We start from the raw sequence: 24386 nt of genomic DNA, 5'->3' as shown, positions 1-24386 counted from the left end.
CGAAGTCGAACGCGCTACGACGCCTTGCTGCCCGCCGCGCCCAGGAACTCCGCCCAACCGCCCACCGGGGCCTGCCCGGGAACCAGCGTGCGCATCTTGCGCAGCACCGCCGGGTCCTGCGCCTCCAGCCAGGCCACGAGCTGCTTGAACGACACGAAACGCACGTCGTCGCCGTACGCGGCCATCTTGCCGATCGCCTCCTCGACGGCGTCCATGTAGATGCCGCCGTTCCAGCGCTCGAAGTGGTTGCCGATGAAGAAGGGGGCGCGGTTGGACTCGTACGCCCGCCGGAAACCGGCGACATAGGCGTCGCGGGCCTGGGAGCGCCAGACGTCGTACTGGGCGCGGTCGCCCGTCGGGTTGCCGCCGGACTGGTTGTACATGATGTTGTAGTCCATCGACAGCACCGGGAACTTGTGCCCGGGGAACGGTATGGACTGCAGCGGGAAGTCCCAGATCTTGCCGCCCTGCACCTTGCCCGGCCAGATCTGGAGTCCGCCCGGGGAGCTGGCGTCGTACTTCCAGCCGAGCGCCGCGGCCGTGGGCAGCAGGTTCGACTGGCCCTCCAGGCAGGGGGTGCGGCCGCCGATCAGCTCCTTGCGGTAGTCGAAGGGGAGCGGCTCCAGGTCGGTGAAACCGGTGTTGGTCTTCCACTGGGTGACGAAGGCCATCGCCTGGTCGATCTCGCTGCGCCACTCGGCCGGGGACCAGTTGCGCACCCCGGTCGGGCCGCAGAAGTGCCCGTTGAAGTGGGTGCCTATCTCATGGCCCTCCAGCCAGGCCGCGCGCACCTGCTGGAGGGTGGCGTGGATGTGCCGGTCGGCGAGGTAGCCGATGTCGGAGGCGCCGACCGCGTGCTGCGGCGGACGGTACAGGTGCTTCTTGGACTCGGGCAGCGCGTAGATGCCGCTGAGGAAGAAGGTCATCTTGGCGCCGTGGTCGGCGGCGACCTTGCGGAACCGGGAGAACAGCTGGTTGCTCAGCTCCCCCGCGCCGTCCCAGGAGAACACCACGAACTGCGGCGGCTTCTGGCCCGGCTTCAGCCGCTCGGGCTTCGGCTGGTGCGGCTGGGCTCCGGTGTCGGCCGTGGAGCCGTCGCCGATGGGCTTCACCGGCCGCGCCTGGGCGGTGCCCTTGCCGTCCGCCGGGCCGCCGACCGAGAGGCCGGTGCCGGAGGAGCACGCGGTCAGCGCGCCCAGGGCGCCCGCCGCCGCGCCCGCCGTCAGCACCCGCCTGCGTGAGATCCCGCTCATCTTGTCCCCGATTTCCTTGTCACGGCCCCTGCGGGGCCTGCTCAGCGGTGTGGGTCGCCGGGTTCGATGACGGGTGCGGGGAGAAAGATCGGGGCCTGCCGCGGCTGTTGCCGTCCTGTGACAGTTGTGGCGGGAGCATGACGAACCCCGCTGCCCGGGGGAGGGACAGCGGGGTCCGCGGGGGTGGGGTACGGGCAGGTCAGGGAGCGGTGCCGGGACTGAACACCGACAGGAAGACGGACGAGGAGTTCCCGGAGACGGGGACCGCTCCGCCCGCCCAGGCGACCTTCAGCGCGTCACGCTCGTCCGGGGGCGTGACCACCAGGGCGGCCGGTGTGGCCGTCTTGGCGCCGCTGACACCGGGGTTGGAGAAGGTCAGCCCGGCCCAGGCGCTCTGTCCCGGCCCGAGGGTGATCGTCGTCGGGGAGCCGGACTCACGCTTGGGGTCCGCGCCGAGCTGGGTGCCGGAGGCGTTCACGAACGCCGCGCCCGGATAGCCGCGCACGGTGCAGGACCGGCCGGACTTGTTGGTCAGCACGACCGGGAAGTTCTCCTGGCCGGCGCCCGGGTCGTTGCGGCCCACCGAGGCCCGCAGTTCGGAGGTGTGGCAGCGGGCGCGCGCCGCGGCCGTGGTCGTAGCGCCGCCGCTCGCGGAGATGGTCGCCTTGCCGGCGGACGACGAGGCGGCGCCACCGGTGGCGGTGGCGGCCGGGGCCGATGAGCCGGACGCCGGGCTCGTCGTGCCGCCCGTCGCCGGCGCGGCCGTACCGGAGGCCGTCAGCGGTGGGCTGCTGTGGACGTCATGGCCGTTGCCACAGGCGGTCAGGAGGCCCAGCACGGCGACCGTGCCCACGAGCAGGGCCCCGTGCCGCGCGGACCGGGGTGTGTACACCATGTCGCTCAACACTCCTGGTTGGTCACGGCACGCGACGGACCGCGTGCCTTACGGCGCCGAGTGCACCGTCATCCCACTCCGATGCGCGCAGCGCCGGAAAAGTTCGGCACACGCAGGGTTCTTTTCCCCATCGTGACCGTCGGCAGGCATCCTGGCCCCACGCCCATCAGGTCACGGTCAGCGACCGGAGTATTCCTTCGGTCGCGTCCCCGTCGCCCCGCTGGCGCACCTGCACGTACACCTGCGGCCGGCCGGCCCCGTTCGCCGGGGCCAGCGCCGACTCCGTGACCGAGCCGCCGTCCGGGCAGCCGCTCCAGGCCCGCACCAGGCCGCGGAAGTCGGCGTCGGCGAAGGTGCGGCTGCCGGAGTAGTGGCAGCCGGAGTGGGCCAGGGCCTTCACCTTCGCGGTGACATCGCCGTGCTCGCTGACCCCGACGAACACACCGTCCACCGGCGCCCCCAGATCCGGCCACCGGCTCAGGTCTTCGGCGACCACCAGACCCGGTTCGTGCCCCTTGCCGAGGCCCAGCGCGCTCGGATCCCAGCCGGAGTCCCGCAGCTCGTGGCCGAAGCCCGCCGGCACCTTGACGACCACCCGCCCGGTCGCATCCGCGACCCGCACCTCGTCCGTGGCGCCGCCGCGGTGGAGCACCACGGTCACCGCCGCCGCGGCCGCGGCGGCGGTGAGGACCGCGGCCAGGGCCAGCGTCACCGCGTTCAGCCGGCCGCGGACGCCGTCCAGCCGCCGGGCCGACCGCAGCGCCGGCGGCCCCGCCGCCAGCCTGTCCAGCTCGTGCGCGAACGCCTGCGCACCGGGCCAGCGCCGCGCCCGGTCCGGCTCCAGCGCGCGCAGCAGCGCCCGTTCCACGTCCTCGCCGAGGTGCGGGCGCAGCCGCCGGGGCGGTACGACCTTGCCCGGCGGGCCCGGCACGCTCCCGGTCACCAGCTCGTAGCCGACCGCGCCCAGGCTGTAGACGTCGGCGCGCTCGTCGATGCCCTCGCCGGGTTCGGCCTGCTCCGGCGGCTGATAGCCGGCCGAGCCCGCGGCCAGCGTGAGTACCGAGGCCTGCGCCAGGCTCTTGGCGAGCCCCAGATCGGCGAGCAGCACCCGCCGGGTGCCGTCCGGGGCGGTGTGCAGCAGCACGTTGGTCGGCTTGATGTCCCGGTGCACTATGCCCGCCTCGTGCAGCGCGGCGGCGGCCCGGGCGGCCTCCGCCGTCAGCGCGAGCGCGTGGCCCACCGGCAGCGGACCGCCCGCCAGCAGGTCGGCGAGGGTGCCGCCGTCGGCGTACTCCATCACGAAGTACGGCCTGCCGTCGGGCAGTTCACCGATGTCGTAGACCTGCACCACCCGGTTGGAGCCGGCCCGGCGCAGCAGCCGGGCCTCGGACAGGAACCGGTCCCTGATGTCGAGCCGGTGCGCCCAGTTCTCGGCGAGGACCTTGACCGCGACCGGAGCCTGCAGCTCGTCGTCGTGGGCGAGCCACACCGTGGCGAACGCGCCGGTGCCCAGCGGCCGAGCGAGGCGGTAGCGGCCGATCCGCTCCAGGTAGTGCATACGACTATCATGCCTGGCCTGAGATCGACTTGGAGGGGAGCCCGTCCGTGCAGGACCAGATGCCGTTGGAAGACCTCGCCCGGCGGGCCGCCACGGGCGACAGTGCGGCCCTGGACCGGCTGCTGCACGAGATCCGGCCGGAGGTGGTGCGGCGCTGCGGGCGCTTCCTGCCGTGCCGGGAGGACGCCGAGGAGGCCGCCCAGGACGTGCTGCTCCAGGTGGCCCGGTACATCTCCGCCTTCGAGGGCCGCAGCCGCTTCGGCACCTGGCTGTACACGGTGGTCGCCAACTGCTGCCGGCAGAAGTACCGCGAGCTGAAGCGGCGGGCTGCCGAGCAGCCGGCCGCCATCGAGCCCTCGTACGCCGTCGACCCGCGCACCACCAGTGTCATCGCCGGCTCCCGGGTGGACCTGCTGGAGGCGCTGGACCGGCTGGAGCGGACGCATCCGCATCTGGTCGCGCCGCTGGTCTACCGGGACATCTGCCAGCTGGACTACGCCGAGGTCGCCGAGCGCGTCGGCATCCCGCTCGGCACCCTCAAGTCCCGCCTGCACGAGGCCCGCAAGCAGGTACGGCCCTGGCTGGCGGGCGGCTGAGCGACGTGTGACCGCAGCGGCGGGGCAGCGCTACCGGATCTCCTCAGCGCTACCGGTTCTCCTCGCCGCTACCGGTCCTCCTCAGCGTTACCGCTCCTCCTCGTACAGCGGCAGTTCCGACCAGATCGTCTTGCCCTCCGGGGTGTGCCGGCTGCCCCAGCGCTGGGTGAGCTGGGCGACCAGCAGCAGGCCCCGGCCGCCCTCGTCGAAGGTCTTGGCCCGGCGCAGGTGCGGGGCGGTGTGGCTGGTGTCGGACACCTCGCAGGTCAGCGTGGCCGCGTCGTGGATCAGCCGCAGCCGGATGGGGCGGGAGCCGTACCGGATGGCGTTGGTGACCAGCTCGCTGACCACCAGCTCCGCCGTGAACGCGGCCTCGCTCAGCCCCCAGGTGTCCAGCTGCTCCACGACCTGCTTGCGGATCGGCGCGACCAGCGCCGGATCGGCCGGGATGTCCCAGGTGGCCACCTGCGCGGCGGGCAGGCCCCGGGTGCGGGCCAGCAGGAGCGCCACGTCGTCGGCGGCGCCGCCCGGCGGCAGCAGGGTGTGCAGGACGCGGTCACAGGTCTCGTCCAGGGAGCCCGCGTACGCCCCGAGCGCCTCGTGCAGCAGCTCCCGGCTCGTGTCCGGGTCCCGCTCCCGGGACCACACCAGCCCGTCGGTGTACAGCGCGAGGACGGTGCCCTCGGGCAGGTCCACCTCGGTGGACTCGAAGGGCAACCCGCCCAGACCCAGCGGGGGACCGGCGGCCAGATCCAGCGCGTGGGGCGCGCCGCCCGGCCGCACCACCACGGGCGGCGGATGCCCGGCGCGGGACAGGGTGCAGCGCCTGGACACCGGGTCGTAGACGGCGTACAGGCAGGTCGCGCCCATCTCGCCGGGGCTGCCGTCGACGCCGGACTCCTCCGACAGCCGGACCACCAGGTCGTTGAGGTGGGTGAGCAGCTCGTCCGGGGCGAGGTCGATGTCGGCGAGCGTGCGCACGGCCGTGCGCAGCCGGCCCATGGTGGCCGACGCCTCGACGCCGTGTCCGACGACGTCCCCGACGACCATCGCGACCCGCGTCCCGGACAGCGGGATCACATCGAACCAGTCGCCGCCCACTCCGGCCCGCGCGGCCGGCAGATAGCGGGAGGAGGCCTCCAGCGCGGCCGTGCGCGGCAGGGTGCGGGGCAGCAGGCTGCGCTGGAGCGCGAGCGCGGTCTCCCGTTCGCGGGAGAAGCGGCGGGCGTTGTCGATGCAGACCGCGGCCCGCGTGGTGATGTCCTCGGCGAGCAGCCGGTCGTCCGCGGCGAACGGGTCCGCACGCCGGTGCCGGGTGAAGACGGCGACGCCGAGGGTGAGCCCGCGGGCCTGGACGGGCACCGCCATCGAGGCGTGGATGCCGAATCTGCGCACCCGCTCGCCCCGGGCGGTGCTCCAGGTCAGCCATGGCAGCATCTCGCCCACGGCGACCGAGGCGGTGATCGTGTGGCCCGCGGTCAGCGAGTCCGCCTGGGGGGAGCCGGCCGGGTACGCCTCGGTCTCCCCGGGCTGCAGCACCGCCTCCGGCACGCCGTCGAGGACCGACCGATGCGCGGCCCGGCGCAGGCTGACCGGCGCGGTGAGGCGGGCCGGGGGCTCACCGCCGTAGTCCTGCGGGTCCAGCAGGTCGATGGTGACGAAGTCGGCGAGCGCGGGCACGCACACGTCCGCCAGTTCCTGGGCCGTACGGGTCACGTCCAGCGTGCTGCCGATGCGTACGCTCGCCTCGTTCACCAGCTGCAGCCGTTGCCGGGCCCGGTAGTTGTCGGTGATGTCGTGCGCGGCCAGGGACACCCCGTGCACCCGGCCCTGCGCGTCCCTGACCGGGGCCATCCGGGCAAGCCAGGCGTGGGCGCGGTCCTCGCCACCGGTGTGCACGTCGGTCTGCATGTCCAGCGGCCGGCCCGTGGTCAGCACCTGGAGCATGCCCTGCTCCAGGTCCTCGCTCTGCGGCTTGCCGCCGATCTCGGCGAGCCGCAGCCCGCGCAGCCGCTCCTCCGGCAGGCCCATGACCTCGGCCATCGCGTCGTTCATCCGGCGCAGCCGCAGCTCCGCGTCGTACACGGCGACCGCGCAGGGCGACTGGATCAGCCCCGCCGCGGCGAGCGGGTCGTTCTCGGCGGGCGGGTTCGCGCCGGTCAGCGGGGTGACCACGAGCCAGTCGCCGCCCTGTGCCCCGTGCGGCGGTCTGCGGTGGGCGAGCAGCCAGACCGGTACGGTACGGCCGTCCCGGTGGCGCAATGCGACCGTTCCCTGCCAGCGGGGGCCGGTGGGCACGGCGGGGGTGCCGTCCCCGGCCAGGAGCTGAGCGGCAGGGCGGCCCAGGACGGCGTCCGCCGGGTGGCCGAGCAGACGCCGGGCACCCTCGTTCCACTCGATCAGCGTTCCGTGGTCGTCGATGACAGCCCGGGCCGTCGCCGCTTCGTCGAACGGATAGACCCGGCTCATCGTCGCCGCTCCCAAGCGCACACTCACAGTGAACAGGTGGCACCTCTCGCGTTCCAGCGTAGTGCTTCGGGGACTCCCGTGAATCGCAACCACCGTCCACCCGGCCGGTCGGTCGAACACGGTCAACGGGGAGATCCGGTCGATCTGCTCCAGGAGGCGGACGAGCGGTTCCGGACCCTTGACGATCGTGTGTGGCACACCGTCAGAATCTGTTTGTTCACGATCAGTTGTGAGTACTTCTGGGCCCTGATGAGGGAGAGCCGCCATGACGGTCACTCGCCGCTCGGTTCTGGTCGCAGCCACCGCGGCACCCGCGGCCGGAGCGCTGACGAGCATCCCGGCGGCCCCGGCCGCCGTCGCAGCCGAGGCGCCGGCCGGCACCGGCGGACGCCACACCGTGCCCCTGCGCGACGGCTGGCGCTTCGCCCTGGCCAACCCCGGCGGCATCACCGACCCGACCGGCACCTATGCGCAGGCCGCCGACCCCGGCTACGACGACTCGGCCTGGCGCGAGGTCGCCGTCCCGCACGACTGGAGCATCGAGCAGACCCCGACCACCGACCACGGCACCACCAGCGGCACCGGCTTCTTCCCGGGGGGCCTCGGCTGGTACCGGCTCGCCTTCACCCTGCCACCCGCGTACGCCGGCAAACGCGTCTCGGTCGAGTTCGACGGCGTTTACATGGACGCGTACGTCTACTGCAACGGCACCCAAGCCGGCCGCCACCCCTACGGCTACACCGGCTTCGCCCTCGACCTCACCGGCCTCGTGCACACCGACGGCGGCACGCCGAACGTGCTCGCGGTCAAGGTGCAGAACCAGCTGCCCAGCAGCCGCTGGTACTCGGGCAGCGGTATCTACCGCGAGGCCCGGCTCGTGATCACCGAACCGGTGCACGTGGCCCGCTGGGGCACCTACGTCACGACCCCGGAGGTCTCCGTCGACCGCGCCCTGGTCCGGGTGGCGACGACGGTCGTGAACGAGTCCGGTACCGGCACGGACGTACAGGTCCTGTCCCGGATCACCGGACCCGACGGCCGAACGGTCGCTCGTACGTCCACCACGGCCGCCGTCTCCGACCGGGCCACCGAGACCCACGAACTGACCGTCGACAAGCCGCTGTTGTGGGACTTCGCGACCCCGGAGCACCGCTACACCCTGCACACGGAACTGCGCGTCGCGGGCCGTACCACCGACACCCGGCACACGCCCTTCGGTATCCGCACCTACCGCTTCGACCCCGACGAGGGCTTCTCCCTCAACGGCACGTACACCAAGATCAAGGGTGTCGACCTGCACCACGACCAGGGCGCCCTCGGTGCCGCGATCAGCATCGACGCGGTGCGCAGACAGATGCGGATCATGAAGTCGATGGGGGTCAATGCCTTCCGCACCTCCCACAACCCGCCCTCGCCGCAGATGATCCAGGTCTGCGAGGAACTGGGCATCGTGATGATGGTGGAGGCCTTCGACTGCTGGCGCACCGGCAAGACCAGGTACGACTACGGCCGCTTCTTCGACGAGTGGTGCGAGAAGGACGCCACCGAGATGGTGCTGGCCGCCCGCAACTCACCGGCCGTCGTCCTGTGGTCCATCGGCAACGAGATCCCGGACTCCACCTCCACGGCCGGGCTCGCCATGGCCGACCGGATCATCGGCGCGATCAAGGCCGCGGACGACACCCGCCCGGTGGTCATCGGTTCGAACAAGTACCACGGTGTGCCCGCCGCAGGGTCCGCGGCCGACCGCATGCTCGCCAGGCTCGACGGCCTCGGCCTGAACTACAACACGGCCCGATCCGTCGACGCCCTGCACGCCAAGTACCCGCATCTGTTCCTCTTCGAGTCCGAGTCCTCCTCGGAGACCTCCACCCGCGGCACCTACCAGGAGCCGGAACACCTCAACACGGGCGAGAACCACACCCCGGGCAGACGGGAGACGTCCTCCTACGACAACAACCTCGCCTCCTGGACGATGAGCGGCGAGTACGGGCACAAGAAGGACCGGGACCGGAAGTGGTTCGCGGGCCAGTTCCTGTGGTCCGGCATCGACTACATCGGCGAGCCCACCCCGTACGACGTCTTCCCCGTCAAGGCGTCCTTCTTCGGAGCCGTCGACACGGCCGGCTTCCCCAAGGACATGTACCACCTCTTCAAGAGCCAGTGGACGACCGAGCCGATGGTCCATCTGCTGCCGATGAGCTGGAACCACGAGGACGGTGCCACGGTCGAGGTCTGGGCGTATGCGAACGTGCCGTCGGTCGAGCTCTTCCTCAACGGAAAGTCCCTCGGCGTACGGCAGTTCGACGTCAAGCAGACCACCGACGGGCGAGGTTACCTGGAGACCACCGAAGCCACCGGCGACGACAAGACCTTCACCGGCGGCCCCTACCCAGGTAGTTACACGAGCCCCAACGGCAGCGCTGGCAAGCTGCACCTGACCTGGAAAGTGCCCTACCAGCCGGGCGAGTTGAAGGCGGTGGCCCGGCGGGACGGCAAGGTCGTCGCCACCGATGTGCTGCGCACCGCCGGCGCCCCCCACGCCGTACGCCTCAGCGCCGACCGCAACTCCCTTGCCGCCGACGGCCGTTCACTGGTCTTCGTCACCGCCGAGATCGTCGACGCACACGGCGTGGTGGTGCCCGACGCCGAGCACCTCATCAGCTTCGACGTCACCGGCGGTTCCCTGGCCGGGGTCGACAACGGCCGTGAGGAGAGCGCCGAACGCTACCAGGCGAGCACCCGCACCGCGTTCCACGGCAAGGCCCTCGCCGTCGTCCGCTCCGGTACGAAGCCGGGTGCGCTGACGGTGACCGCACGGGCGGACGGCCTGCACACGGGCACGGTGGGCGCGCGCGTCACCCCGGCGCGCGAGACGGCCCGCACCCCGGCGGCCGGCTTCGAGCCCGACCACCCGGTCCCTGTGAACTACCCTTATGCGGACGCCAGTTACTCCGGCCGCCCCGACACCCTGCCCGCCGCGACGCTCGACGGCGATCCGGCCACCGGCTGGTCCAACGCCTTCGCCAAGTCGGCCACCGCGCTGCTGCCCGCGTTCAGCGGGGCTCGCGGGAAGGACTGGGTGTCGGTCGACTTCGGGCGCACCCGGACCTTCGACCGGGTCGAGGCCTCCTTCACGGTGGACGCCACCCACGCGCTGCCCGCACACGCCGAGGTGGCGGTCTGGGACGGCCGTGCCCATGTCCCGGTGACGGGTGCGAAGATCGAGTGGGCCACCGCCTCGGACAGCCCGACGGTGATCACCTTCGAGGCGGTACGGGGCTCCCGGCTGCGGCTGACGCTCACGAGCGCCTCCCCGGGTGAGACGAAGGGGGCGGTGCGCATCAGCCGGCTGGAGGTGTAGCGCCGGCCAGGGGCGGGGGGCCGCATTCACACCAGGGCCGGCTGCAGCGCGCCCTCGTGCGTGAGCAGCCACAGCTTGCGCTCGACCCCGCCCGCGTACCCGCGCATCGAGCCGTCCGCGCCGATCACCCGGTGGCAGGGGCGGACGAGGAGCAGGGGGTTGGCGCCGAGGGCCCGGCCCACCGCGCGGAGGTCGGCGCGCGGCACGCCCAGCCGGGCGGCCAGCTCGCCGTAGGTGGTCGTCGTGCCGTAGGGGACGTCGTCAAGGGCCTGCCACACCGCCTGCTGGAACGGGGTGCCGACGGCGGTGAGCGGCAGGTCGAATCGGGTCCGGCGGCCCGCGAAGTAGGCGTCCAGCTGGCGGTGCGCCTCGGCGAACGGTTCGTCGTCGCGGTCCTCCGCGCGGACGGGGGGGCGCACCGCGCTGCCCGGGCATGCTGAGCGAGGTGAGGGCAAGGCCCGCCGGTGTGACCGAGCCGGTCAGCAGGAGTTCGCCGAGCGGGCTGGGGTGGACGGTGTGGGCGGTGCGAGTGCTCATGGGGTGCTCCTTCGATGTTTCTTCCCTGCTGTCGAGTCTGCTGCGTCGCGCGCCCGGTGACCGGCGGGAATCGGACATGGCTGTCGGCTGCCGTAGGTACCGTGGGAGAGGGCATCTGACCTGGATGTATTTACGGGTAAGTACCCGAGCGGTACGGTGAGGACATGCCAGCTCTCAATGTGGAGTTCAGCGAACGGGAACTTGAGGACCTGCGGCAGATCGCCAAGGAGCGCGGTACGTCGATGAAGGCCCTCGTGCGCGAGGCCGCCGCCGCCGACATAGCCAGGCACCGGGCCCTGCAGGAGGGCGCCGAGGCCTTCCGGCGGTTCTTCGCCGCGCACGCCGAGGAGTTCGCGGCGGCCTTTCCCGACGACGAGTCCCCCGCGAAGGACGAGGCAGCCTGACGCATGCCCTCCGTCATCCACATCGACGTCCCCTGGCTGCTCCAGCGCCACGAGGAGGTCCTGCCCGACCAGCCCGCGGTCGACGACTTCTCCGCCCTGGTCGCCGCCGTCGCCCGGCACCGCGTGGATCCGCCCCGGCTCGGCGTGGACTCCGACCCCGCCTGGCGGGCCGCCGCCCTGCTGCACACCCTCGCGGTGCTCAAGCCCCTGCCCGCGGCCAACGCCCGCTTCGCCTGCGCGACCGCCGTGGCCTACATGTTCGTCAGCGGCGTCGGCATCGACCCGCCCTACGGCGCCCTCGTCGACCTCGCCCGCGACCTGATCTCCGGCAAGGCCGACGTGTACGGCGCGGCCGACCGCCTGCGCTCCTGGCAGATCTGACCGGCCCCCGCGGGGCCGGCGGCCCGTTTCGCGGCACACGGGGCGCATGAAATGCGGAAAGCCGGTGCACGGGAGCACGACAGAGGGCGGTTTTCTGACTTTCTTTCAAAACGTTCGATGTTGTGCGGGTGCCTTGTTGCTCGTGTGGAAGTTGTGCAAGGGTTGCAACACTCGTGCGGAGGGTAAAATCTGGGGTTCTCAAGGCACTTGCGGAACCGTCATCGGCCCAGCGCCGGCGAATTTCCCTCCCGCGCACCGCAGAGGTACGTACCAACGCAGCACGCATGACACGCACCAAAGGAACCCGCTCCGTGCCCACCCCCCACCCCCCTCGTCCTCCCTTTCCGCCGCCCGGCGGCGATACCGGGGAGTCCGACGAGTCGCTCGCCGGTCCGCTGCGGGCCGGCTCCGACGCGGAGGCCTCCCGGTCCGCCGCCCTGCTGATGGCCCGGCACTGGCAGCCCGCCCAGGACTACGCGGTGGTCTGCCTTGCCCTTTCCGGACCGCTCGCCCACATGGTCACCGCCACCGCCTTCCACCAGGTCCTCGGCCGGCTCGCACTCGGCGAACCCGGCGAGGCGCTGCGACCCCGGCTGCTCGTGGCCGTCCGGGACACGGTGGTCAACTGGTCCGGTACCGAGCGGATCACCGCCGTACTGCCCGGACTCGGGAAACCCGCCGGCGGCCGCGGTATGCGCGCCGCGAAGACCCTGATACCGGAAAACCGCGCCCTCTCCGACCGCTCATTTCACGCCCTTCCCCGACTGGAGCAGGCGCTGCTCTGGCACATCGAGGTCGAGGCCGAGCCGATAACCGTTCCGGCCGCACTGCTCGGTGTGGACGTCGACAGCGCGACGGTCGCGCTGGAACAGGCGCGCGAGAAATTCCGGGAGGGCCTGGTCCGTGCCCACCGGGAACTCGCGCCCGGCAAGGAATGCCGCTACTACAACCGCCTGCTCGACGTTCCGATCCGCCGCGGCGGCGCCCTGCTGCCCGATGTCCAGGAACACCTGTCCGCCTGCTCCTACTGCCGGCATGCCGCAGAGCAGCTGGGCCACATCGATGCCGCCCTGGGTCTGCTGCTCGCCGAGGCCGTACTCGGCTGGGGTGCCCGCCGCTACCTCGAGTCACGCCCCGGCCGCCGCCCCGGCCCCGCCCGCACCCGTGGGGGCTCCCGGCGCTCCGGCGGACGCCGGCGCGGCGGCGACAAGCGCGACAAACCCGGTCTGCTGGCCCGCGCCGCCCTGCCCGGCACCCGGCGGCGCGGCGAGGGCGAACCCCGGATCCCGGAGTCCCGCGGCCGGCGGCGTGGCGGCGAGCCCGGACCGCTCGCCCGGCTCCCCGTCGCCGCCTGGTCCTCCAGAACGCTGCTCACCGGCGTCGGGGTGGCCTCGGCGGGGCTGCTGGCGACCGTCCTCGCGGTCAGCGTGTGGCCGGACGGCGGCGACGGCACCGACCCGGTCGCCTCCACCAGCGCCGTCCCCGGCACCGCCGCCGGCCAGTCCCCGCCCGCCTCGGCCACCAGCCCCGGAACCGCGGGACTGCCCGCCGCCGGCCGCCCCACCCGGCTGCGCAACGCCGCCGCCGGCCTGTGCCTGGACATCAAGGGCACGCCGAAGTCCGGGGCGGGCACGGTCCTCGCCGTCTGCTCGGCGGCACTCACCCAGCAGTGGACGTACGACGCCGACGGGCTGCTGCGCAGCGCGGCCGACACGGGGCTGTGCCTGGACTCGCACGCCGACGCCGGAGTGGTGATCCTCGGTACCTGCGCCGACGCGGGCACGAAGCGGGGCGACGACGTGCGCTACGACCGCACCGTGCAGGGCGAGTTGCTGCCCCGCTGGGACCGGACCCTCGCCCTCGCCCCCAGCGACGCGAACGCGGGTGCCGACCTCGTCGTCAAGGTCCGGGACCGCTCGGCCCCCCAGCGCTGGACGACCGACGCGGCCACGGCGAGCCCCGGGTCCCTCTCGATCGCCGGCACGGACGGCCCCTCCGCCCGCCCCGCGAGGCTGTCGGCGAAGAACGCCTGAGGCGGTGCCGGCAGGGGTTCGCCCTGGAGCACGATCGCGCCGGTCCCGGTACTCCCGCAGGAGCACCGGGACCGGTTGCCGGGGCCGACGACGCCGACGCGCCCGCCGTGGGCTCAGTCGCGGGTGGCCGCGTCGGCCAGGATCCGGGTCAGCTCGCGGGGCCTGGAGAACATCGGCCAGTGACCGGTGTTCAGCTCCACCAGGTCCCAGCGTCCGCCCGCGAGGGCCTCGGTCACGGCGGGCAGCGGGGGGCGGCTGCACTTGATGTACGTCGCCGGCAGCTCGCCCAACGGCCGCTTGAGGACGGCCGGTTCGCCGAGTGTGGTGCCGGGGTGCGGAGTGCCGTCGGTGATGATCCGGCCGATCTGCTCGTCCGTGAGGTCCTGGCCCGCGTAGGCCGCCGGGGGCAGGGGCGGCCACACACCCCCGTGCTCGGCGAGGGACTGCCGGATGTGGTCGCTGGGGAAGCCGTCCAGGAACGACACACCGTCCGCGGGCAGGTTGGAGTCGACGAACACCACCCGGCGCAGCCGGTCCCCGATCCGCTCGGCCGCCTGCCCGACCGGGACGCCCGAGTAGCTGTGCCCGACCAGGACGACGTCCGTCAGGTCCCGCCGTTCGATCTCGTCGACGATGTCCTGGACATGGGTCTGCTGTCCGGCGGGCAGATCCTTCTTCTCGGCGAGCCCGGACAGGGTCACGGCGTGGACCTCATGTCCCCCGGCGCGCAGCTCGGCCGCCACCTCGTCCCACGCCCACGCCCCGAGCCACGCCCCCGCCACCAGTACGAATGAAGTCATGCCGGTCAATCTAGAACACGACTGTGCCAATCGCCCCTCCGGTCACGGAAGTCGAGGCACCCCGCACCGGCAGGAAGAGTGATCACTTCATGAACACAAGGAGTCATGAAGGGGCTAGGAGGGCTCAGAGTCGGAATGTTTCAGGACGATTAACGAAGCGCTGATTTTCGGCCATCCGGCACGATCCAGAGGGCGGAACCCGCGTAGTTACTGGGTCACGGTGTGTGGATTCCGTGACATCACGCCACTGATTCAACACGAAAGGTTACCGAAACCCATGGGTTCGATGTGAGTTTCGACGGCGGACTCGGCAGAGTGGCGCTCGCCGCCCCGGCGCCCGACCGGGACCGGGCCGGCACCTCGTTTGTTCGAGCGGAAGGATGCACACAATGCGGAACACCGCGCGCTGGGCAGCGGCCCTCGGCCTTACGGCCGCCGCCGTCTGCGGACCCCTGACCGGGGCCGCCGTCGCTGCACCGAGTGCCGCCCCGTCGTCGCTCTACGCCCCCTCGGCGCTGGTCCTCACCACGGGCCACGGCAACGACGCGGCCACGGCCACTCCAGAGCGCGCCGTCACCCTGACCTGCGCCCCCACGGCCTCCGGCACCCACCCGGCCGCCGTCCAGGCCTGCGCCGAACTGCGCGGCACCGGCGGCGACTTCGAAGCCCTGAAGCCCAGCGGCGACGTGTGGTGCACCAAGCTGTACGACCCGGTCGTCGTCACGGTCCAGGGCGTCTGGCAGGGCAAGCGCGTCTCCTACGAGCGCACCTTCGGCAACACCTGCATGCGCGACGCCACGGGCGGCGGCGTCTTCGCCTTCTAGGGACCGGGATCGCACGGGCCCCGCACACGCCGGAACAGGTCCGCAACCGGGGAGTGCGGCCCCCGCGGCGGGGAACTTGCGATCTCGCACCGGAGCCGACGGGCGGAGTGGGGCCGCCCGCCGGTTTCCGGGCACACAGCCGCCCCCCGGGCAGGTCCGTGGGGGGCCTTTCCCGGGGGGCGGCGAAAAACCACCGGTTTCAACCGGTGTCCTTGGCCTTGTGCCGGTGACTCGTGTCGCACCACGGGTAGCGGAGACTGCGCCCGCAGGTACACAGAGCGACACGGAAGCGGTCCGAGCAGACCGTGGTGCCGTCCTCCAACTCGACCTCCACCGGCCCCTCCACCAGCAGCGGCCCCTGCCGCTGGACGCTGATCCGGCGGGCCCGGTCAGCGGGTTCGTTCGGCACGGACGACCTCCAGCCCGATCACACCGCGCGAGTACCCCGGCCATCAGGATGTATGGGTCATTCGCGGTCCGAGGGGTGCGTGCAAGGACGAGCGTCCGGCGCGCCAGCAGGCGAGCAGCCGCCCGGCCAGGCGGTCCTCCAGGTACTCGGTCACGTCGATCCCGAAGGCCACGTCGCCCGCGAGCTCCGGCTCCTCGGCGAGCAGTCCGCCGATCACGTCGTGGCGCACGACCTGCTCATGGACCGCGTCCGCCACGACGTGCTCGTCGTAGAAGAACTCGGCTGCGGGCCCGGCGCCCGTGCGGCGCATGGCCTCGGCGAGCCGGCGGGAACCCGGCGAGGAGGTGATCTCCACCGCGGCGAAGTGTCCCACCAGCGCGCCGCGCAGCCCGCGGTGCAGGCCGCACAGGGACATCAGGTTGACGACGGCCAGCATCTCCGCGCGGGCCGCGTCCACATAGCGGCCGTAGGCGGTCTCCAGGCCCAGGTCCGCCAGCAGCGCGGCGAACAGGCGCGCGTGGATCCGGTCGGCCCGGCCCCCGCCGAACTCGTCGAACTCCACCGCCGCCATCGCCGCCTTGGCCCGGCCCCACAGCCGCGGCAGCACCCAGGCGTGCGGGTCGGCCTCCTTCAGGTGGTACAGGGAGCGCTGGGCGGCGTACTCGCGCAGGTGCCACAACTCGCCCTCGGCGCACAGGAAGTCCGTGACCCCGCTGCCTCCGGCCGGTTCGGCCAGCAGCGCGGCGAGCGCCTCGTTGAGACTGCCGTGACCCGGCGTGCCGCGGCGCAGTGCGGACAGGAAGCGGCGCTCCAGCACGGCACGGACGCGCAGCAGCTCCGGGTCCCACTCGAACTGCGGGCCGACTCCGGCGAAACCCCGGTAGTGCAGCTCGTAGCAGAGATACAGGGCGAGTTGCGCATCATCGCCGTAGGGATCCGCTTCCCCGGCCTCGGCGGGGCGGGGGAGGGGGCCCGTGCCGCGCAGGTACGTGGCGACCGCGGCCGAGAGCGGGCCTCGGGGCGGGGGCAACCGGGGTCCGCGTTCGTGGCTGTTCATGAGGCTCGACTCCCGGGAAGGCACCAGCAGTCCCTCGTCCGGGCCGCCTCAGTCCCCTTCCGCCTGCTCCTGCGCCCCGGTGTTCGGGCTGAGGGCATCCCCGGCCCGGCCGCCGATCGCCCTCTCCTCGTCGCGCCTCTCGGCCTCCTCGACCTCCCGGAGGACCTCCTCCAGGGCCGACTCGGTCCGGTCCTCGTGGCCGTTCCCATCCGGCATGGCCTCTCGCCTCCCGTCCTCGCCGTCGTCCTGATCCACGGGTTACCCGCCCGCACCGTCTCAAGCGCCCCGCCAGGGGGCACGCCGCGGCCACCACGCCGGCACCGCCCGCCGGTAGCGCTCGTACTCGGCACCGAACCGGCGCACCAGTCCCGGCTCCTCGTACCAGCGGACGAACGCCCAGCTCAGCACCCACGCACCGGCGGCATAGCCGAAGAGCACCGGCCGGGCGAGCAGCAGGCCCTGCCCGGTGAGTACGGCGACGACCGCGACGTAGATCGGATTGCGCACGTACCGGTACGGGCCGTCCACCACCAGCCGGACCGGCGGGGCGACGGGCGCGGGGGTGCCGAGCCCTTCGAGGGCGAACCGGGTGAAAGCCGCCAGGATGACGGCGGTGCCGGCCGCCAGCGGGACCAGTCCGAGCAACCGCAGCGGCAGCCACCAGTGGCCGGCCCGCCAGCCGCCGGTCAGCCACCACGGCACCACCACGGACGCGCTGCCCGAGACGAAGACGAGGAACAGGGCGCTGCCGAGCGCCGCCGACGCCTTGCGCATACCCCCACCATGACAGGGCGAGGGGCCGCCGTCTCCCTGCTGACGGCGGCCCCTCGGGCTCGGTCGTGCGTGACGGTCACATGTGGACGACCGGTGCGGCTCCGGCGTCCTGCCGCGGCACCCCGCGCCGGTAGAGCAGGAAGGCGAGCAGCGCGCCGACGGCGAAGAAGCCCGCGGACCACCAGAAGGCGGTCGTGTAGCTCTCGATCGTCGCCTGCGCCCGCACCGGCTTGCCGGTGGCGTCCCGGCCGGACAGGTAGTTGGTGGCGGCGGTCGTGGCGAGGGTGTCCAGCAGCGCCGTACCGATCGAACCACCCACCTGCTGCATGGCGTTGACGGCCGCGGAGACGACGCCCGCGTCCTCCGCCGCGCCCCCGCCGATGGCCAGCTGCATGGCCGGCGGCCTGACCAGGCCGAGGCCCACACCGATCACGATCAGCTGGGGCAGCACCGCGCCGGAGTACTGCGAGCCGAGGCCGATGCCGATGCCGGTCGCCGGGTCTGCCACCAGGCGAAGGTCGCCGGCAGCACACCGCCCGCGATCAGGAAGCCCCAGGTCAGCGGCGAACCCCAGTCGTGGGTCTCGGCGTTGGAGAAGCCGTAGGCCAGGGCGAACAGTCCGGCGGCCACCAGGACCGTGCCCGACACGTCGAGCCTGGCGTTCGCCGCGTCGCGGTGGTTGCCCAGCAGGATCCAGCCGCCGGCGAAGGCGACGACGGCGATGGCCACGTTCACGTATCCGTGGGCAGGCTTAGCGAAACGGCAACGTTTCTCTTGTGTATTCCTTGACGTGCATATAACTGCTGAGGCATATTAGATCTCATGTCCGACGCAGCGCTCTGGTCCGCACTCGCCGATCCCCACCGGCGGGCCATCGTCGCGCTCCTGCTGGAACGCCCCCGCCCCGTCGGGGAGATCGTCGAGGCCTGCGGACTGAGCCAGCCCAGCACCTCCAAGCACCTGAAGGTGCTCCGGGAGGCCGGCCTGGTCCGGGTCACACAGGACGCGCAGCGCCGCGTCTACGCCCTGGACCCGGCCCCGATCGCCGCCCTCGACGCCTGGCTGGAGCCCTACCGCAGGCTGTGGAACAGCAGCCTGGACGCCCTGGGCCGACGCCTCGACGAGACGTCGGACGACACCTGACACCCCCCTCACCGAAGGACTGAGACACCATGCCCGTCGACCTCACCGGCACCTATGTGACCCTGGACGACGGCCGCCCCGCCGTCCGGTTCAGCCGTACCTACGACCACCCCGTGGACCGCGTCTGGCGGTTCGTCACCGATCCCGACGAACTCCAGCAGTGGTTCCCCTCCCGCGCCGAGATGGAGCTGCGCCCCGGCGGCACCATCCGCTTCAGCGGCGACCCGAACATGCCCGAGTCCACCGGCCGGGTGATCGCCGTCGACCCGCCCCGGCACCTGTCCTTCGAGTGGGGCGGCGACGAACTCCGCTTCGACCTGGAAGCCGTCGGCGAACGGCGCACCCGGTTCACGCTCACCAACGTGCTCTCCGAGGCGAACACCGCCGCCCGCAACGGCGCCGGCTGGGAGGTGTGCCTCGCCGCCCTCGACGCCAAGGCGCGCGGCGAGCGCTTCGAGGGCCCGCACGCCGGGGCGAGCCCGGCCTGGAAGGACTTCTACGACGGCTACCTCACCGCCGGAGTGCCCTCCGGCGCGCCCGTGCCGGGCCTGGACTGACGTCGGCCCGCGAACACCGGGCCAGGGCCGCGGCCGGCGCCGGACCCGCGTGGCACGGCCTTCTCCCGCCAGGCGTCCCGGCGTACGGTCGTACCGTCGGTTCTCGCGCCCCGCGGTCCTGTGGCGGGCGTTCGGCGGGACTCCGCCGTGCGCGGTGTTTCAGTGTGTGGCGCCCTGGATACACCGCGAAGGTTCGGCCCCGGAGTTCGCGAGCCCGTGCACGCATGTCGCAGTGAGGTCGTCACCATGTCCCAGGCCCCGCCCCCCGCAGGACCGTCGAACCGCATCGGGCCGGTCACGACGTCCGCCCCTCGGACGGGTACGGTCCTGCGCCCCGCCGGGAACCGGGCCGGCCGGGGCGGCACCGCCCTGGTGACGGGCGCCTCCTCCGGTATCGGCGCCGTCGTCGCCCGCCGGCTGGCCGCCGAGGGAGGCTGGCGGCTGGTGCTGAACGGGCGGGACGCCACCCGCCTGGAGCAGGTGGCCGCCCAGGTCGACGCGCTGGCCGTGCCGGCGGACCTGACCCGGCCGGGTGCCGACCGTCTGCTCACCGATCTCGTACTGGACCACGTCGGCCGCCTCGACCTGCTGGTGGCGAGCGCCGGGGTGGGCTGGGCCGGCGACTTCACCGGCATGCCGCCCGCGCGCATCGACGAGATCGTCGGCGTCGACCTGCTGGCCACCCTGCGCCTGGTGCGCTCCCTGCTGCCCCACATGGTCGCCGCCGGCTCGGGACGGATCGTGCTCATCGGGTCCGTCGCGGGCAGCGTCGCCGTGCGCGGCGAGGCCGTGTACTCCGCCGCGAAGGCCGCCCTGGCCGCCTTCGCCGACGCCCTGCGCTACGAGCTGCGCCGCACCGGGGTGGGCGTCAGCCATGTCATCCCGGGCGCGGTCGACACGCCGTTCTTCGAGCGGCGGGGAGTCCCCTACACCAGGACCTGGCCGCGGCCGGTTCCTCCCGAGCGGGTCGCGGACGCCGTCTGGACCGCGGTCCGGTACGGCAAGGACGAGGTGTACGTGCCCGGCTGGCTGCGGTATCCCGCCCTGGTGCGCGGCGCCGCGCCGGGGCTCTACCGGCGGCTCGCCGCCCGCTTCGGGTGAGCGGACATGACCGCCGTCACGGTGCTGCTCGCGCTGCTCGCGGCCTTGACGAACGCGTCCGCGTCCGTGCTCCAGCGCCGGGCCGCCGTACAGGAGCCGTACGAGGACGGCGGGTCCGCCGTGGGCCGGCTCGCCCGGCTGTTGCGGCGCCCCTACTGGCTGGCGGGCGCCGCGCTGCTGGCGGTCTCCGGACTGCTCCAGGCCGGGGCGCTGGCCGTGGGCAGCCTCTCCCTGGTCCAGCCGCTCCTCGCCACCGAGCTGCTGTTCACCCTGGTCGTGGGCAGTGCGGTCTTCCGGCGCCGGGCCGGCCTCGGGACCTGGCTGGCCTTCGTCGCCCTCGCCGCCGGGCTGGCCCTCTTCCTGCTGTCCGCCGCCCCGGCCGCGGGCCGGCCGACCGCGTCGCCCCGGGCCTGGCTCCTGGGCGGCGGCGGGGCGCTCGGCGCGGTCGTGCTCCTGGTGGCCGTGGCCCGCCCGACGCGGGGCGCGCCGCGGGCCGCGCTGATCGGGCTCGCCTCCGCCGTCTGCTTCGCCACCACCGCCGCGCTCCTCAAGGAGGCGATGGGCCGGCTCGGACACGGGCCCGCGGCGATGTTCGCGCACTGGTCGCCGTACGCCACGGCCGGCGCCGGACTCGTCGCCTTCCTGCTGCTGCAGAGCGCGCTGGCCGCCGGGTCGCTCACGGCCTCCCAGCCTGCGCTCACCCTTGGCGACGCGCTCACCAGCGTCGTCCTCGGCTGGGTCCTGTTCGCCGAGGCGATCCACCTCGGGCTGCGGATGCTGCCGGAGGCGATCGGGGTGGTGCTCATCGGGGCGGGCAGCATCGGACTGGCCCGGGCGCAGGCCGCCGGACGGGACTGGGACGCCTCCGCGCGGGGCGGCAGGGGCACCGGCGCTTACGCCTACGGGAAGGCAGGTCAGTGATGCCTCTCGGCTCCGGCCGTCCATGGCGCGCGGCGGCCGTCCTGCTGCCGGCCGCCGTCGCCGCCGCGCACATCGGACCTGCGGCCACCTGGCTCCCGGGGGTCCGGCTGCTGCTGTTCCCGCGGCTGTCCGGCTCCGGCCGCCGCCGGCACATCGCGCTGACCTTCGACGACGGTCCGGACCCGGGGTCCACGCCACGCTTCCTCGACGCGCTCGACGAACTCGGCGTGCGGGCGACCTTCTTCGTGCTCGGCGAGAACGTGGTGCGCCATCCCGCGCTGGTCCGGGAGACCGCCCGGCGGGGCCATGAACTCGCGGTGCACGGCTGGACCCACGACCGTCCCTGGCTCCCCGCCCCCGCCCGCGACGCCGAGCAGGTCGCGCGTACCGTCCGCGCGGTGCACGACATCTCCGGGCACCGGCCGCAGTGGTACCGCCCGCCCTACGGCATCCTCACCTCCGGGCGCTGGCTGGCCGCGCGGCGGGCCGGGCTGCGGCCGGTGCTGTGGACGGCCTGGGGCAGGGACTGGACGGCCGACGCCACCCCGGCGTCCGTGCGGGCCCTGATCGCGGCGGACCTGCGCGGCGGCGGCACCATCCTGCTCCACGACTCCGACCGCCTCGCGTCCCCCGGCTGCTGGCACTCCGCCCTCGGTGCACTACCCGTCCTGGTACGGGACTGCCGAGAGGCCGGCCTCTCGATCGGCCCACTACGCGAACACGGTCCGCCACCCTGAGGAGGAGGGCGCGTGGGGGTGTGGGCTGGCGGCAGGGTGGTGGGGGGGGGCGGGTGCGGGTCGGCGGCCTGAGGTGCGGCCCCTGGCGAGCGGCGGCCGACTCCCCGGAGGTGGGGCGTTTGGCGGGTGCGGGCTGACGGCTTCGAGTGGCGCCCTTTGGTGGGTCGGCGGTTGGAGTTGGGGGGGCTGACGGGTGCGGGCCGACGGCCTGAAGTTGCAGTCTCTGGCGAGCGCGGGTCGACTCCCCGAACGTGGGGCGTCTGGTGGGTGCGAGCCGTCGGCGTGAAGCTGTGGCTGCTGGCGAGCGCGGGTCGGCGGTCTGAGGTTGCGGCCTCTGGGGAGCACAGGTTGGCGGCCTGACGTTGGGGTCCCCGGCGAGCACGTGCGGGCGCCGCTGGATGGTGGCACCGGTCGAGCGTGTGGGTCATGTCGTCACAACCGGGCCACGTACGTCATCGGATCGCCGCGGAACAGCGCGTGTCCGCGGGCCACCCGTTCCGTCCGTTCCCGGCCGTCCTGCGTGAGCCTGGCGAGGGCTGTCAGCAATGTGGGCCCGTCCGGGGGAAGTTCCGACACGCCGAGGGCGGACATCCGGCGGACTCCGTCCGTCCCGTGGCCGGGCAGCGGCCGGTACCCGATCACGGGCAGCCCGGCGGCCAGGGCCTGGACGGCGGTCTGCCCGGCCGCGTTGTCCACCAGGGCGTACGCGGCGGACAGCAGCCCGGGCATGTCGTCCACCCAGTCCAGGGCGAGGACCCCGGGCACCCGGGCCATCCGCGCCCGCAGCCGTGGGTTGCGCCCGCACAGCACCACCGGTAGATAGCCTGCCCCCGTCAGCAGCCGGGCGGTGGCGTCCGGGCGGGACGCGGCACCCCAGGCACCTGCGGACAGCAGGACCGCCGGCCGGCCGGGCGCCCGCCCGGCGAAGCGCTCCCGCCACCGCCCCGCCCCGGGCGCCGGTGCGCGGAACCCGGGAGCGACCGCCGGTCCGGTCGTCACCGCGGGCCTGCCCAGGGCCCGCCGCACCTCGTCCGCCGCGCCGTCCGTCAGGCACAGGTACTGGTCGTTGCCGGGGTGCAGCCACTGCCGGTGCACGGCGAAGTCCACCAGGAAGACGGCGCTCGGCACCCGCAGCCGGCCCCGGGCCCTGAGGTGGCCGGTGAGCTGTGCGGCCAGATGGAAGACGGACACCACCACATCGGCGTCCAGCCGTTCCACGAGATCCGTCAGCCGGCCACCGGCGAGCCGGGCCAGCGGCACCCCGCTGGGCCGCGGCCCCCTGCCGCCGCGCAGGAATGCGCCGTAGACGCCGGCGTACGCCCACGGAAAGTGCCGTACCGAGGCCTGGTAGGAGGCGCGCAGCCCGCCGCCCAGGCCGTACGGCAGCAGCCCCAGGACGTCGGCCACGTGCGGCTCGTGTCCGCATGCCGCGGCCCGGCGCGCCAGTTCGGCGGCCACGGTGTCGTGACCGGCGCCCATGCTGGCGCTCAGGATCAGCGGGCGCCGCGGGCCGCGCGGCCGGGCGGGTTCCGTGGAGGGCACCTCGGCAGGAGTACGCACGGGGTCCGATTCTCCGGTGGGCGCCGCCCGCAAACCGCTCACTCGGCCGCCGTGTCGCCGGACCGGGAACGTGCGGACACGGCATCGACGCGAGTTGCCCGGAGCGCGCCGGGGTGGATGAATCGGCTCAGGAGAGCGAGTGGGCGGCGAGCACGGGAGGAGCCGTGAGGCGGTGGCGGCGCGGCCTGCACCGCGCTTGGGAGTGGCTCAGGGCCGGGGCCCTGCTCGAACACGGCCGTGAGCTGGAACTGATGCACCGGGCCATGGGGTTCGCCACCCTGGCGCTGGTGACGCTGGCGCCGCTGCTGATCGTGGTCGCCGCCGCCGATCCGCTCGTGCGGGGTGGTTTCGCCTCGTGGCTCACCGACGGCATGGGCCTGTCCGGGCGGTCCGCGCACGTGCTCACCGATGTCATCAGGCCGCCGCGCAACGTCATCGGCACGACCAGCATCTGGGGTGCCGTCCTGCTGTCCGTCTTCGGCGTGTCCTTCGGCGGCAGCGTGCAGAACGCCTACGAACGGATCTGGGACGTGCCCTCCGGCCCCTGGCACCGGGTCTGGCGGCAGGCGACCTGGCTGGTGGTGCTCACCGGCTACCTCTACCAGGAGGTGGCGAGCAAGAACACGCTGTACGGGGCCCAGCGGATCGCGCTGTCCACGGTGAGCGGCATCCTCTTCTTCTGGTGGGGGCAGCGCTTCCTGCTGGGCGGCCAGGTCCGCTGGCGCTCCCTGCTGCCGGGCGCCCTCGCCACCGTGATCGGCCTGGCCGGCCTGCGAGCCTTCTCGTACCTCGTCTTCACCCCGCTGATCGTCACCAACGCGCTCAGCTACGGCGCGGTCGGGACCGTGCTCGTGGTGGAGTCCTGGCTGATCGGCGTCGGGTTCGTCATCTACGGCGGTGCCCTGTTCGGCCGCTGGTTCACCGAACACCACTGGATGCCGACCCACCACCGAGGGGAGGAGGCACGCAAGCCGGGCCGGGGAAAGTACTGAGCGCTCCCGACCCCCGGTCGC

General features: G+C 73.2%; 22 protein-coding genes and 2 pseudogenes. 12 read left to right on the top strand and 12 right to left on the bottom strand.

From position 1 onward, the window contains the following. Positions 1 to 14: 14 nt before the first annotated feature. From ACWC0C_RS26365 to ACWC0C_RS26355, 3 genes are all read right to left on the bottom strand, one after another. Positions 15 to 1253: a hypothetical protein gene (locus tag ACWC0C_RS26365; protein ID WP_450866251.1), complete on the bottom strand. Its 1239-nt coding sequence runs from the start codon at positions 1251 to 1253 to the stop codon at positions 15 to 17. A gap of 199 nt (positions 1254 to 1452) precedes the next feature. Continuing rightward, on the bottom strand, positions 1453 to 2148 hold the full coding sequence (locus tag ACWC0C_RS26360; RefSeq protein ID WP_450866249.1) for a DUF4232 domain-containing protein: 696 nt from the start codon (positions 2146 to 2148) through the stop codon (positions 1453 to 1455). 166 nt (positions 2149 to 2314) lie between these two features. Beyond that, positions 2315 to 3706 carry a serine/threonine-protein kinase gene (locus tag ACWC0C_RS26355; protein WP_450866248.1) on the bottom strand — a complete coding sequence of 464 codons (1392 nt, stop codon included), beginning with the start codon at positions 3704 to 3706 and terminating at the stop codon, positions 2315 to 2317. Positions 3707 to 3765: 59 nt separating this feature from the next. Here ACWC0C_RS26355 and ACWC0C_RS26350 point away from each other — a divergent pair, with 59 nt between their 5' ends. Further along, positions 3766 to 4302 (top strand): RNA polymerase sigma factor, encoded by a 537-nt coding sequence (locus ACWC0C_RS26350; protein ID WP_449194253.1) that lies wholly within the window; start codon positions 3766 to 3768, stop codon positions 4300 to 4302. Between the two features lie 87 nt (positions 4303 to 4389). On the opposite strand, the gene ACWC0C_RS26345 is transcribed toward ACWC0C_RS26350, so the two are convergent. Further along, positions 4390 to 6771, bottom strand: a complete 2382-nt coding sequence (locus ACWC0C_RS26345; RefSeq protein WP_450866246.1) for a SpoIIE family protein phosphatase — start codon at positions 6769 to 6771, stop codon at positions 4390 to 4392. 265 nt (positions 6772 to 7036) lie between these two features. Between ACWC0C_RS26345 and ACWC0C_RS26340 the strand changes: the two genes are divergently transcribed. Next, positions 7037 to 10135: a glycoside hydrolase family 2 TIM barrel-domain containing protein gene (locus tag ACWC0C_RS26340; protein WP_450866244.1), complete on the top strand. Its 3099-nt coding sequence runs from the start codon at positions 7037 to 7039 to the stop codon at positions 10133 to 10135. Between the two features lie 26 nt (positions 10136 to 10161). Here the strand turns inward: ACWC0C_RS26340 and ACWC0C_RS26335 are convergent. Continuing rightward, a pseudogene (locus ACWC0C_RS26335) lies at positions 10162 to 10672 on the bottom strand (methylated-DNA--[protein]-cysteine S-methyltransferase). A gap of 164 nt (positions 10673 to 10836) precedes the next feature. Between ACWC0C_RS26335 and ACWC0C_RS26330 the strand changes: the two are divergent. The 3 genes from ACWC0C_RS26330 (at position 10837) to ACWC0C_RS26320 (ending at position 13490) form a co-directional block, all read left to right on the top strand. Beyond that, a complete protein-coding gene (locus tag ACWC0C_RS26330; protein WP_356316855.1) occupies positions 10837 to 11076 on the top strand; it encodes a hypothetical protein in 240 nt (79 codons plus the stop codon). A gap of 3 nt (positions 11077 to 11079) precedes the next feature. Then, a complete protein-coding gene (locus ACWC0C_RS26325) occupies positions 11080 to 11457 on the top strand; it encodes a hypothetical protein (RefSeq protein WP_023544880.1) in 378 nt (125 codons plus the stop codon). A gap of 311 nt (positions 11458 to 11768) precedes the next feature. Beyond that, positions 11769 to 13490, top strand: a complete 1722-nt coding sequence (locus tag ACWC0C_RS26320) for an RICIN domain-containing protein (RefSeq protein ID WP_450866242.1) — start codon at positions 11769 to 11771, stop codon at positions 13488 to 13490. A gap of 113 nt (positions 13491 to 13603) precedes the next feature. Here ACWC0C_RS26320 and ACWC0C_RS26315 read toward each other — a convergent pair whose 3' ends face one another. Next, the gene (locus ACWC0C_RS26315; protein ID WP_450866240.1) at positions 13604 to 14290 is read right to left on the bottom strand and encodes an alpha/beta fold hydrolase; all 687 of its coding nucleotides are present in this window, start codon (positions 14288 to 14290) and stop codon (positions 13604 to 13606) included. Between the two features lie 389 nt (positions 14291 to 14679). On the opposite strand from ACWC0C_RS26315, the gene ACWC0C_RS26310 reads away from it, so the two are divergent. Beyond that, complete coding sequence (locus tag ACWC0C_RS26310; RefSeq protein WP_450866238.1) at positions 14680 to 15114, top strand: protease inhibitor; 435 nt, start codon at positions 14680 to 14682, stop codon at positions 15112 to 15114. A 199-nt stretch (positions 15115 to 15313) separates the two neighbouring features. Here ACWC0C_RS26310 and ACWC0C_RS26305 read toward each other — a convergent pair whose 3' ends face one another. The 5 genes and pseudogenes from ACWC0C_RS26305 to ACWC0C_RS26285 form a co-directional block, all read right to left on the bottom strand. Next, complete coding sequence (locus tag ACWC0C_RS26305; RefSeq protein ID WP_449193949.1) at positions 15314 to 15523, bottom strand: CDGSH iron-sulfur domain-containing protein; 210 nt, start codon at positions 15521 to 15523, stop codon at positions 15314 to 15316. 43 nt (positions 15524 to 15566) lie between these two features. Then, entirely contained in the window at positions 15567 to 16580 is a 1014-nt protein-coding gene (locus ACWC0C_RS26300) for an iron-containing redox enzyme family protein (protein ID WP_450866237.1), read from the bottom strand. 48 nt (positions 16581 to 16628) lie between these two features. Then, positions 16629 to 16796: a hypothetical protein gene (locus tag ACWC0C_RS26295; protein WP_449193951.1), complete on the bottom strand. Its 168-nt coding sequence runs from the start codon at positions 16794 to 16796 to the stop codon at positions 16629 to 16631. Between the two features lie 60 nt (positions 16797 to 16856). Further along, entirely contained in the window at positions 16857 to 17354 is a 498-nt protein-coding gene (locus ACWC0C_RS26290; RefSeq protein WP_449193952.1) for a methyltransferase family protein, read from the bottom strand. Positions 17355 to 17430: 76 nt separating this feature from the next. Beyond that, positions 17431 to 18092: pseudogene (locus ACWC0C_RS26285) on the bottom strand (MFS transporter); the annotation flags it as partial. An 84-nt stretch (positions 18093 to 18176) separates the two neighbouring features. Here ACWC0C_RS26285 and ACWC0C_RS26280 point away from each other — a divergent pair. The 5 genes from ACWC0C_RS26280 (at position 18177) to ACWC0C_RS26260 (ending at position 21813) form a co-directional block, all read left to right on the top strand. After that, positions 18177 to 18497 carry an ArsR/SmtB family transcription factor gene (locus ACWC0C_RS26280; protein WP_449193953.1) on the top strand — a complete coding sequence of 107 codons (321 nt, stop codon included), beginning with the start codon at positions 18177 to 18179 and terminating at the stop codon, positions 18495 to 18497. A 29-nt stretch (positions 18498 to 18526) separates the two neighbouring features. Next, positions 18527 to 19054, top strand: coding sequence for an SRPBCC family protein (locus ACWC0C_RS26275; RefSeq protein ID WP_449193954.1), 528 nt, complete (start codon positions 18527 to 18529; stop codon positions 19052 to 19054). 246 nt (positions 19055 to 19300) lie between these two features. Continuing rightward, entirely contained in the window at positions 19301 to 20155 is an 855-nt protein-coding gene (locus ACWC0C_RS26270) for an SDR family NAD(P)-dependent oxidoreductase (RefSeq protein WP_450866234.1), read from the top strand. A 6-nt stretch (positions 20156 to 20161) separates the two neighbouring features. After that, positions 20162 to 21076 (top strand): DMT family transporter, encoded by a 915-nt coding sequence (locus ACWC0C_RS26265; protein ID WP_450866232.1) that lies wholly within the window; start codon positions 20162 to 20164, stop codon positions 21074 to 21076. Continuing rightward, positions 21076 to 21813 (top strand): polysaccharide deacetylase family protein, encoded by a 738-nt coding sequence (locus tag ACWC0C_RS26260; protein ID WP_450866230.1) that lies wholly within the window; start codon positions 21076 to 21078, stop codon positions 21811 to 21813. The genes ACWC0C_RS26265 and ACWC0C_RS26260 overlap by 1 nt, the downstream gene beginning before the upstream one ends. Before the next feature lie 432 nt (positions 21814 to 22245). Here ACWC0C_RS26260 and ACWC0C_RS26255 read toward each other — a convergent pair whose 3' ends face one another. Next, positions 22246 to 23355 (bottom strand): MGDG synthase family glycosyltransferase, encoded by a 1110-nt coding sequence (locus ACWC0C_RS26255; RefSeq protein ID WP_450866411.1) that lies wholly within the window; start codon positions 23353 to 23355, stop codon positions 22246 to 22248. 182 nt (positions 23356 to 23537) lie between these two features. Between ACWC0C_RS26255 and ACWC0C_RS26250 the strand changes: the two genes are divergently transcribed. Next, complete coding sequence (locus tag ACWC0C_RS26250; RefSeq protein WP_449193958.1) at positions 23538 to 24365, top strand: ribonuclease BN; 828 nt, start codon at positions 23538 to 23540, stop codon at positions 24363 to 24365. Positions 24366 to 24386 lie beyond the last annotated feature (21 nt).

Source organism: Streptomyces sp. NPDC001709, from assembly GCF_053596375.1.
This window is presented reverse-complemented; position numbering and strand designations above follow the sequence as displayed.

Excerpts from the sequence above, each read along its gene's own strand:
- ACWC0C_RS26330 (WP_356316855.1), top strand. The coding sequence starts at position 10,837 with ATGCCAGCTCTCAATGTGGAGTTCAGCGAACGGGAACTTGAGGACCTG.
- ACWC0C_RS26325 (WP_023544880.1), top strand. The coding sequence starts at position 11,080 with ATGCCCTCCGTCATCCACATCGACGTCCCCTGGCTGCTCCAGCGCCAC.
- ACWC0C_RS26295 (WP_449193951.1), bottom strand. The coding sequence starts at position 16,796 with ATGCCGGATGGGAACGGCCACGAGGACCGGACCGAGTCGGCCCTGGAG.
- ACWC0C_RS26365 (WP_450866251.1), bottom strand. The coding sequence starts at position 1,253 with ATGAGCGGGATCTCACGCAGGCGGGTGCTGACGGCGGGCGCGGCGGCG.
- ACWC0C_RS26310 (WP_450866238.1), top strand. The coding sequence starts at position 14,680 with ATGCGGAACACCGCGCGCTGGGCAGCGGCCCTCGGCCTTACGGCCGCC.
- ACWC0C_RS26340 (WP_450866244.1), top strand. The coding sequence starts at position 7,037 with ATGACGGTCACTCGCCGCTCGGTTCTGGTCGCAGCCACCGCGGCACCC.
- ACWC0C_RS26355 (WP_450866248.1), bottom strand. The coding sequence starts at position 3,706 with ATGCACTACCTGGAGCGGATCGGCCGCTACCGCCTCGCTCGGCCGCTG.
- ACWC0C_RS26360 (WP_450866249.1), bottom strand. The coding sequence starts at position 2,148 with ATGGTGTACACACCCCGGTCCGCGCGGCACGGGGCCCTGCTCGTGGGC.
- ACWC0C_RS26260 (WP_450866230.1), top strand. The coding sequence starts at position 21,076 with ATGCCTCTCGGCTCCGGCCGTCCATGGCGCGCGGCGGCCGTCCTGCTG.
- ACWC0C_RS26280 (WP_449193953.1), top strand. The coding sequence starts at position 18,177 with ATGTCCGACGCAGCGCTCTGGTCCGCACTCGCCGATCCCCACCGGCGG.
- ACWC0C_RS26315 (WP_450866240.1), bottom strand. The coding sequence starts at position 14,290 with ATGACTTCATTCGTACTGGTGGCGGGGGCGTGGCTCGGGGCGTGGGCG.
- ACWC0C_RS26300 (WP_450866237.1), bottom strand. The coding sequence starts at position 16,580 with ATGAACAGCCACGAACGCGGACCCCGGTTGCCCCCGCCCCGAGGCCCG.
- ACWC0C_RS26270 (WP_450866234.1), top strand. The coding sequence starts at position 19,301 with ATGTCCCAGGCCCCGCCCCCCGCAGGACCGTCGAACCGCATCGGGCCG.
- ACWC0C_RS26345 (WP_450866246.1), bottom strand. The coding sequence starts at position 6,771 with ATGAGCCGGGTCTATCCGTTCGACGAAGCGGCGACGGCCCGGGCTGTC.
- ACWC0C_RS26265 (WP_450866232.1), top strand. The coding sequence starts at position 20,162 with ATGACCGCCGTCACGGTGCTGCTCGCGCTGCTCGCGGCCTTGACGAAC.
- ACWC0C_RS26290 (WP_449193952.1), bottom strand. The coding sequence starts at position 17,354 with ATGCGCAAGGCGTCGGCGGCGCTCGGCAGCGCCCTGTTCCTCGTCTTC.
- ACWC0C_RS26350 (WP_449194253.1), top strand. The coding sequence starts at position 3,766 with ATGCCGTTGGAAGACCTCGCCCGGCGGGCCGCCACGGGCGACAGTGCG.
- ACWC0C_RS26275 (WP_449193954.1), top strand. The coding sequence starts at position 18,527 with ATGCCCGTCGACCTCACCGGCACCTATGTGACCCTGGACGACGGCCGC.